At 69.1% G+C, this 7,072-nt stretch carries 9 protein-coding genes; 3 read left to right on the top strand and 6 right to left on the bottom strand.

What is annotated here, in order from left to right; genetic code table 11:
- Positions 1-177 precede the first annotated feature (177 nt).
- Positions 178-1,077 carry an oxidoreductase gene (locus tag G6027_RS09495; RefSeq protein ID WP_182636956.1) on the top strand — a complete coding sequence of 300 codons (900 nt, stop codon included), beginning with the start codon at positions 178-180 and terminating at the stop codon, positions 1,075-1,077.
- Between the two features lie 19 nt (positions 1,078-1,096).
- Here G6027_RS09495 and dapA read toward each other — a convergent pair whose 3' ends face one another.
- On the bottom strand, positions 1,097-1,984 hold the full coding sequence (gene dapA, locus G6027_RS09490) for a 4-hydroxy-tetrahydrodipicolinate synthase (protein WP_182636955.1): 888 nt from the start codon (positions 1,982-1,984) through the stop codon (positions 1,097-1,099).
- Between the two features lie 140 nt (positions 1,985-2,124).
- On the opposite strand from dapA, the gene G6027_RS09485 reads away from it, so the two are divergent.
- Positions 2,125-2,415 (top strand): hypothetical protein, encoded by a 291-nt coding sequence (locus G6027_RS09485; protein WP_182636954.1) that lies wholly within the window; start codon positions 2,125-2,127, stop codon positions 2,413-2,415.
- Positions 2,416-2,482: 67 nt separating this feature from the next.
- Here the strand turns inward: G6027_RS09485 and G6027_RS19335 are convergent, their stop codons facing one another.
- On the bottom strand, positions 2,483-2,608 hold the full coding sequence (locus G6027_RS19335; protein ID WP_277612329.1) for a hypothetical protein: 126 nt from the start codon (positions 2,606-2,608) through the stop codon (positions 2,483-2,485).
- 177 nt (positions 2,609-2,785) lie between these two features.
- Here G6027_RS19335 and G6027_RS09480 point away from each other — a divergent pair, with 177 nt between their 5' ends.
- A complete protein-coding gene (locus G6027_RS09480; protein WP_182636953.1) occupies positions 2,786-3,574 on the top strand; it encodes a pirin family protein in 789 nt (262 codons plus the stop codon).
- Here the strand turns inward: G6027_RS09480 and G6027_RS09475 are convergent.
- The 4 genes from G6027_RS09475 to G6027_RS09460 all read right to left on the bottom strand — a co-directional run.
- Complete coding sequence (locus G6027_RS09475; RefSeq protein ID WP_182636952.1) at positions 3,571-5,277, bottom strand: BCCT family transporter; 1,707 nt, start codon at positions 5,275-5,277, stop codon at positions 3,571-3,573. The genes G6027_RS09480 and G6027_RS09475 overlap by 4 nt on opposite strands.
- 57 nt (positions 5,278-5,334) lie before the next feature.
- Positions 5,335-5,907 (bottom strand): CAP domain-containing protein, encoded by a 573-nt coding sequence (locus G6027_RS09470; RefSeq protein ID WP_182636951.1) that lies wholly within the window; start codon positions 5,905-5,907, stop codon positions 5,335-5,337.
- Positions 5,908-6,008: 101 nt separating this feature from the next.
- Entirely contained in the window at positions 6,009-6,941 is a 933-nt protein-coding gene (locus G6027_RS09465) for a diacylglycerol kinase (RefSeq protein WP_182636950.1), read from the bottom strand.
- The coding region (locus G6027_RS09460) for an FAD-linked oxidase C-terminal domain-containing protein (RefSeq protein ID WP_182636949.1) at positions 6,938-7,072 on the bottom strand (135 nt) is incomplete at its 5' end. The genes G6027_RS09460 and G6027_RS09465, both read right to left, overlap by 4 nt.

Raw genomic sequence — 7,072 nt, 5'->3', positions numbered from 1 at the left:
GGCGGTCGAACGTCATGAGGGAACTCCGAGATCTCGGTCGAAGACGAAAGGCGTGTGTGACGCGTGGGATCTCACCCGCCTCACGCGAGTGTGTCACAAGAACTTCGCGGCGTCTCCCCTGGCGTTACCACACGGGTGTCGGACCGCGGCGCAGGCGCGACTGGTTGACTGTCACACATGACTCGCACGCCCAGATGGTCCGCCTCCGACGTCACCGACCAGACGGGACGGACCTTCGTCGTGACCGGGGCCAACGCGGGGATCGGCCTGGCGACCACACAGGCGCTCGTGGCCCGGGGGGCGCGGGTGGTCATGGCGTGCAGGAACCTCGAGAAGGCCGAGGACGCCCGGGCCACCCTGCCGGCCGCGACTCGTGACCTGGCACTGGTCCGCAGGCTCGACCTGGCAGACCTGGACTCGGTGGACGAGTTCGTCGCCGGGACCACGGATCAGGTGGATGTCCTGATCAACAACGCCGGCGTCATGAACCTCCCGCCCTCGCGGACCGCCCAGGGTCACGAGATGCAGTTCGGTGTGAACGCGCTCGGTCACCACGCCCTCACCGGCAGCCTGCTCCCGCAGTTGACCGATCGTGTGGTCTGGCTCGGGTCGCTGGCACACCTTCGCGGGCGCGTCGATCCCGACGATCTGAACATGGACCTGCGCGGATACCGGCCGATGGCGGCGTACGCCAACTCCAAACTGGCGTGCATCATGCTCGCCTACGAGTGGCAACGCCGGCTCGGTCGCGAGGGCAGGGGGATCCGATCGATGGCAGCCCACCCCGGCTACACCACCACCGAACTACTCCGGCAGAGCGGCCGCCCCGCCGCCGACCGGTTCTTCGAGCTGGGCAACTCGATCTCGTGGGCCGGGCTGACACCGGAGATGGGCGCTCTGTCCGTTCTCTACGCCGCCACGGTGCCGGACCTGCCGGGCGCCACCTTCGTGGGCCCCGACCGCCTCGGCGGACTGAGGGGCCATCCCAGGATCGCCAGGTCGAGCCGGAGTTCCCGCGACGAGCGGGTCGCCGCCACCCTCTGGGAGCGGTGCACCGAGATGGCGGCGTACCGGTAGTCGCCGACCGCGCCGGGGGTCAGGAGAGCCCGGACGCCGCCAGGCCCTTGCGGAGCGTGTCGAGGTGCTCCGGCGGGCCCTGGAGCAGGGGCATGCGCAGCTGGTCGGAGCCGAGCAGTCCCCGCATCTTGAGAGCGGCCTTGACCTGGATGGCCCCCTGCGAGGTGTGCATGATCGCGTCGACGGCCGGGATGAGACGGGTGTGGATCTCGCGGGCCCGGGGGAGATCACCGGCGTCGACGGCGTCGATCATGGCCCGGTAGTCGTCTCCGGCCACGTGCCCGACCACCGAGACGACGCCGGTGGCGCCCAGTGCGAGGAACGCGAGGTTGAGCACGTCGTCACCCGAGAACCACAGCAGGTCGGTCTCGGCCATGAGTCGGCTGGCCTCGAACAGGTCGCCCTTGGCGTCCTTGACCGCGCGGAGGCCGGGGATCTCGGCCAGCCGGCGGATCGTGTCAGAAGACAGGGCCGTGCCGGTTCTCCCCGGGATGTCGTAGGCCATGACGGGTCGCCCTCCCGCCTCGGCGACCATCCGGAAGTGCTCGACGATCCCGTGCTGGGTGGGCTTGTTGTAGTACGGCGTCACCACCAGCAGCGTGTCGGCGCCGCGCTCGACCATCGCGGCAGCCGCCCGCATCGAGTGTTCCGTGTCATTGGTCCCGCAGCCGGCCATCACCGACACACGGTCACCGACCGCCTCGACGACCGCGGCCACGGCGTCGTAGTCCTCCTCGTCGGTGGTCGTGGCGGACTCGCCGGTGGTGCCGTTGACCAGTAGGCCGTCGTGACCGTGATCGGCGAGGTGGACCGCGAGTCGCTGCAGCCCGTCGAAGTCGATCGAGCCGTCGTCGTGCATGGGGGTCACCATCGCGGTGATGACCCGACCGAAGGGGTTATCCGACATGGGCACCAGGATAGGCGGTCCCCGGTTGATCGTCGCTCCGGTGCGGTCTCCGGTGGTTCCGGCGGAGATGACCGGAGGCACGTGGCGCCCGTCGCGGTTAGGGTCGTCAGCACCCCACACGCACGATCCAGGAGGACCACATGAACTCGGAGACACCCCCTCAGACCCCAGAGGACCTGGGCAACACCATCGACGGAACGCGTGTCGGCGACGGTAGTGCAGCGGATCCGGCGTCGGAGGAGGGAGCGACCGGAATCGACCCGGATGCCCCGGGCAGCGGTGGACACAGTGACGGGCAGAGTGTCGGTCACGGTGACGGCACCGCGTCGACGGGCACGCGCGACCTGGAGGAACAGAAGCGCGTCTATCAGACCCCGGAACAGCCGGATCACGCTCTCGGCGGGAGCGAGGGCACCGCGGACGGCATGTAGTCCGACGGCGTGCCGCCCTACGACGTCGTGTCGGCCCGGCCCGTGTCGGCCCGGCCCGTAGGGAGGGTCAGCGGACCTTGTCCGGGTTGGTGTCGAGGAAACGGCCCAGGGTGTGGTCGACGACGATGTGGGCCACCTCGTTGGTCGTGGCCACACCCACGCGCAGCGTGGCGGCCAGAGCGTTCTGCAACATGGAAACCTCCTGGCGAATGATGTGACTCGCGTCACTGACAACTGTCACCCTACGCCTGGGTACGGGAGACCGTCGCCGTATCAGCGAAAAACCCGGACGACCGTTCTGGACGGGCGCCCCGGCCCCGGTGGACCCCTCGAGAGTATTGTTGCTGCGTCAGCTAGTCAAGGGGGTGTCGTGCTCGGTCCAGAGGTCAGGATCCATCGGTCGGCCGCGCGCTCGCACACCGGCGGCGGGTGGTTGGACTCCCGACACTCCTTCTCCTTCGCCCGCCACCAGGATCCGATGAACACACACTTCGCGCGACTACTGGTGAACAACGACGACCGGATCGCGCCGGGGTCCGGGTTCGACACCCACGGACACCGGGACATGGAGATCGTCACCTGGGTGCTGTCCGGTTCGCTGGTCCACCAGGACTCCGAGGGCCACAACGGGATCATCTATCCCGGCCTCGCCCAGCGGATGAGCGCGGGGTCGGGGATCCTGCACTCCGAGCGCAACGACGGCTGGCGAGACGGATCGATCCGGCACTCCGAGGTCCCGGCCGAACCGGTACACCTGGTGCAGATGTGGATCGTCCCCGACTCCACGGGCGGTGATCCGGGGTACGACCAGCGCGAGATCGACCCCGGCGAGCTGAGGAACACCCTCGCCGTGGTCGCGGGTGGCCTCAGCGCCCACGCCGACCGGGCCGCCATCCGGATCCGCAACAGCACCGCCGCCCTGCTCGCGGCGCGTCTACAGCCAGGTCGGTCCGTCCAGCTCCCCGATGCGCCGTACCTCCACCTCTACGTGCCCGTCGGCTCGGTCGACCTGGAGGGCGAGGGTGAGCTGGCCACCGGTGACGCCGCGCGACTCACCGCGACGGGTGGTCGCCGGGTCACGGCCGGCGCTGACGGGGCCGAGATCCTCGTGTGGGAGATGCACGCGGGGATGACCATGCTCGACGTGCGAGGACACTAGTCGGGGGACTGGAGCGGGTTCGGCGCGCCGTCGTCCTCCTCCCCGGGGATCCGGTGCAGCGGGCCGATCGGCTCGGGCGAGGGTGTGGTCTCGTTCTTCTCGAACTCCTCGGGAGAATAGGCGCGATCCCACTGCCGGGTCACCGTGGGCGGGCGTTCGCCCAGGTCGGCGGAAATGCCCTTGACGAGGCTGTACATCATCACGAAGCCCATGACGAAGAACGGCAGCCCGATGACGGTGATGACCTCCTGCAGAGCGCTGAGACCACCCGTCCCGGTGCCGGCGAGCAGCGTCGCGGCGACGGCACCCATGAGCACGCCCCAGATGATGCGCTGGTGGGTGGGCGACGGGGCGACGGTGTCGTCCTCGCCCGAGGCCATCATGTCCACGACCATCGCGGCCGAATCGACCGAGGTGGTGAAGAAGATGACGACGATCAGCACCGCGATCCCGGAGACGAGTGTCGCGAGCGGGTAGTTGGACAGGAACGCGAACAGCGCACCCGGGATGTCGCCGTCGTCGACCACCGCCTCCACGAGCCCGCCGGGGCCGTTGAGCTCGATGTCGAAGGACGCCATGCCGAAGACGCCGAACCAGATGATGGAGAAGGCCACCGGGAGGACGAGCACACCGAAGACGAACTGGCGGATCGTCCGGCCGCGACTGATGCGGGCGATGAAGATCCCGACGAACGGCGACCACGTGATGGTCCACGCCCAGTAGAAGACGGTCCACGTGTTCTGCCAGGTCGCCAGGTCGTCGTTGGCCGGGAAGACGTTGTTCCAGAACGCCAGCTCCGGCAGCGTCGAGGCGTAGACCCCGAAGGTCTCCACCGTCCCCTTGAGGAGGAACAGGGTGGGGCCGGTGACGACGATGAAGACGAGTAGCGCGACGGCCAGGACGATGTTGATGGTGGACAGTCGCTTGATGCCCTTGTCCAGACCGGCCGCCACCGAGATGCAGGCGATGGTGGTGACCACCACGATCACGAGCACCTGGACCAGCGGTGACACCGCGATCCCGAAGAGCTCGTTGAGTCCGGCGTTGATCTGCAGTGTGCCGAGGCCGACGGAGGTCGCCACGCCGAACACCGTGCCCACCAGTGCCACGACGTCGATCGTCTTGCCGATGGGCCCGTAGACGCGGTTGCCCAGGATCGGCGCGAAGATCGAACTGACGCGCGGAGGCATCTTGCGCTTGTAGATGAAGTAGGCGAAGGCCAGGGCGGGCAGCGCGAAGATGGTCCAGGTGTGCAGCCCGAAGTGGTAGAGGGTGAAGGCCATGGCCTCCTGTGCCGCCTCCCTGCTCCCCGCGTCCACCCCGCCTCGAGGGGGGGTGGCGAAGTGTGAGATCGGTTCGGCCACTCCCCAGAACATGAGGATGGTGCCGATCCCGGCGGCGAAGAGCATCCCGAACCAGGCCGCCGTGGAGTGCTCCGGCTCCTCGCCGTCGGCGCCGAGCCGGACGTGCCCGAACCGGCTCAGCGCGATCCACAGCAGGAAGAGCAGGAAGATCGACACCCCGGCGATGTAGAACCACCCGAGGTTGGTCATGATCCACCCCGAGGCGGCGCCGAACACGTCTCCCACCCAGTCCCCCGCGAGGAACGTGACCGCCACGAAGGCCACGATGACCGCCACGGTCGTGAGGAAGACCCCCGGGTCCGTCCTGAGCCTCAGTGCGCGCGTGATCCGTTCGGACATGGTCTCCCTCGTCTGTTCGGCGGTGCTTGGCCGCGGGTCGGTTCTCCGGGCGGAGCCTCAGTACGCGAAGTTGTGAACCACGAACACCTTGCCACCGGCGGAGTACGCGATCCCCATTCCCGCAGAACGGTACCCGGGGTCAACCAGGTTGTCGTTGTGGCCGGGCGAGTTCTTCCAGAGGTCGACCAGACACACCGGTCCGCAGTGCGTGCCGGCGGCGACGATGTTCTCCCCGTGGCCGCGGTTCAGCAGGGCCTGGTTGTGGTAGACGGCGTCCTGGGCGGCGAGCCGGTCGGCCCATGCCTGCGCCTCGCGGTCCAGATCCGGGTTGGGGGCGAGCGCCCCGAGCCCCCTGGAGACCCGGTAGGAGTCGATCTCGCGGACGATGCCCTCGCGCAGCCCGCCTGCGACGTCCTGGTAGATCATCCCGGTCGACCCGACCGCCGCCCACACCTCGGCGGGCACCGCGGCACGGGCCTGGGAGACGAACCCGTCCACCACGTGCTGCGGGATGAGCGGAGGCAGAGCCTGTGCGGAGGCCGTCACGCCCCCGCCACCCATCAGAGTGGCGGAGGTGACGGCGATGGTCGCGAGTGACGCGGTGAGCCTGGAGCGCATGGAGGTGATCATGCCGTCCCGGCGAGCCTGACGCGAACCGATTGGCGGATGAGGTAGCAGCCGCGCGTAACGCCCGTGACCTGCGTGAATCACTGTTGCAGATGGTGCTGGAGTTACCGGGGTACCAGGAACAGACCGGCCCCCGCGAGGACCTCGACGGTCACCGGGAGAGGCGCCACGGCGTCACCGTCGGCGAACGCCTCCACGTCCTCCGCCTCGATCCGGACCGACCTGCACCGGCGCGTGGTCACCCCCCGCAACCCCACGTGGGTACCGGAGTAGATCCTGCGGAAATGCCATGCCAGTCGGGGCTTGGAGATCCTGCCGACGTAGCAGACGTCGAACAACCCGTCGGACCGGTCGGCGTCGGGGGCGATCCTCATGTCGCCGCCGTAACTCCGGGTGATGGCGAACGCACTGAGCAGGACCTCCGTCTCCACCGTCTCCTCCCCCGCCTCACCGGCGTCGAAGGTCATGCGGAACCGGCGGGGCCGGTACGTGGGGAACTCGATGATGGAGGCCAGGACGTACCGCAGGGGCCCGCCGAGGATCGTCATCTCGTTGACCCGCCGGTTGACCGCCGAGTCGAGCCCCGCACACAGGACCGAGGCGAAGAGGTGCGGGTCACCGCCGTCCGGGGTGGCCCGGCCGAGGTCCACCTGCTCGACGCGTCCGCCGGCGACGACGTCCGCGGCGGCCTCGGGACTGTCCAGCGGGATGCCGTACTCGCGGGCAAGGTCGTTCCCCGTGCCCGCCGGGATGATGCCGATCGGGACGCCCGAGAACGCCTGCGCCTGCACGGCCAGCGAGACCATTCCGTCCCCGCCGCACACGGCGAGAGCGTCCACCCCGTCGGCGATCGCCTGTCGGGCCAGGTCGAGCGACTCCTGCGCGCTGGTCCCCCGAAGCGCGTCGACCTCGAGCCCGTGCGACCGCAGCCGCTCGGCCGCCCTGTCGGCGATCCGGTCACCCCGCCCTCCGCCGGCGGCCGGGTTGGTCAGCAGGGCGACCGTACGGATCCGACGGTCGGACAGCCTTGCGTTCACGGGATCAACGTCCCCGGGTTGCACACGCCCTGCGGGTCCACGGCGCGCTTGACCGCACGCAGCATGCGCACGCCCACCTCGCCGATCTCGGCCTCGAGATAGGGCCTGTGGTCCACCCCGACGGCGTGGTA

The organism is Dietzia sp. SLG310A2-38A2 (genome assembly GCF_014145095.1).
Lineage (GTDB): Bacteria > Actinomycetota > Actinomycetes > Mycobacteriales > Mycobacteriaceae > Dietzia.
The sequence above is the reverse complement of the archived record's forward strand: the minus strand, read 5'-3'. Positions and strand labels throughout refer to the sequence as shown.

Coding starts and splice junctions, on each gene's coding strand:
- G6027_RS09495 (WP_182636956.1), top strand. CDS start 178: ATGACTCGCACGCCCAGATGGTCCGCCTCCGACGTCACCGACCAGACG.
- dapA (WP_182636955.1), bottom strand. CDS start 1,984: ATGTCGGATAACCCCTTCGGTCGGGTCATCACCGCGATGGTGACCCCC.
- G6027_RS09485 (WP_182636954.1), top strand. CDS start 2,125: ATGAACTCGGAGACACCCCCTCAGACCCCAGAGGACCTGGGCAACACC.
- G6027_RS19335 (WP_277612329.1), bottom strand. CDS start 2,608: ATGTTGCAGAACGCTCTGGCCGCCACGCTGCGCGTGGGTGTGGCCACG.
- G6027_RS09475 (WP_182636952.1), bottom strand. CDS start 5,277: ATGTCCGAACGGATCACGCGCGCACTGAGGCTCAGGACGGACCCGGGG.
- G6027_RS09470 (WP_182636951.1), bottom strand. CDS start 5,907: ATGATCACCTCCATGCGCTCCAGGCTCACCGCGTCACTCGCGACCATC.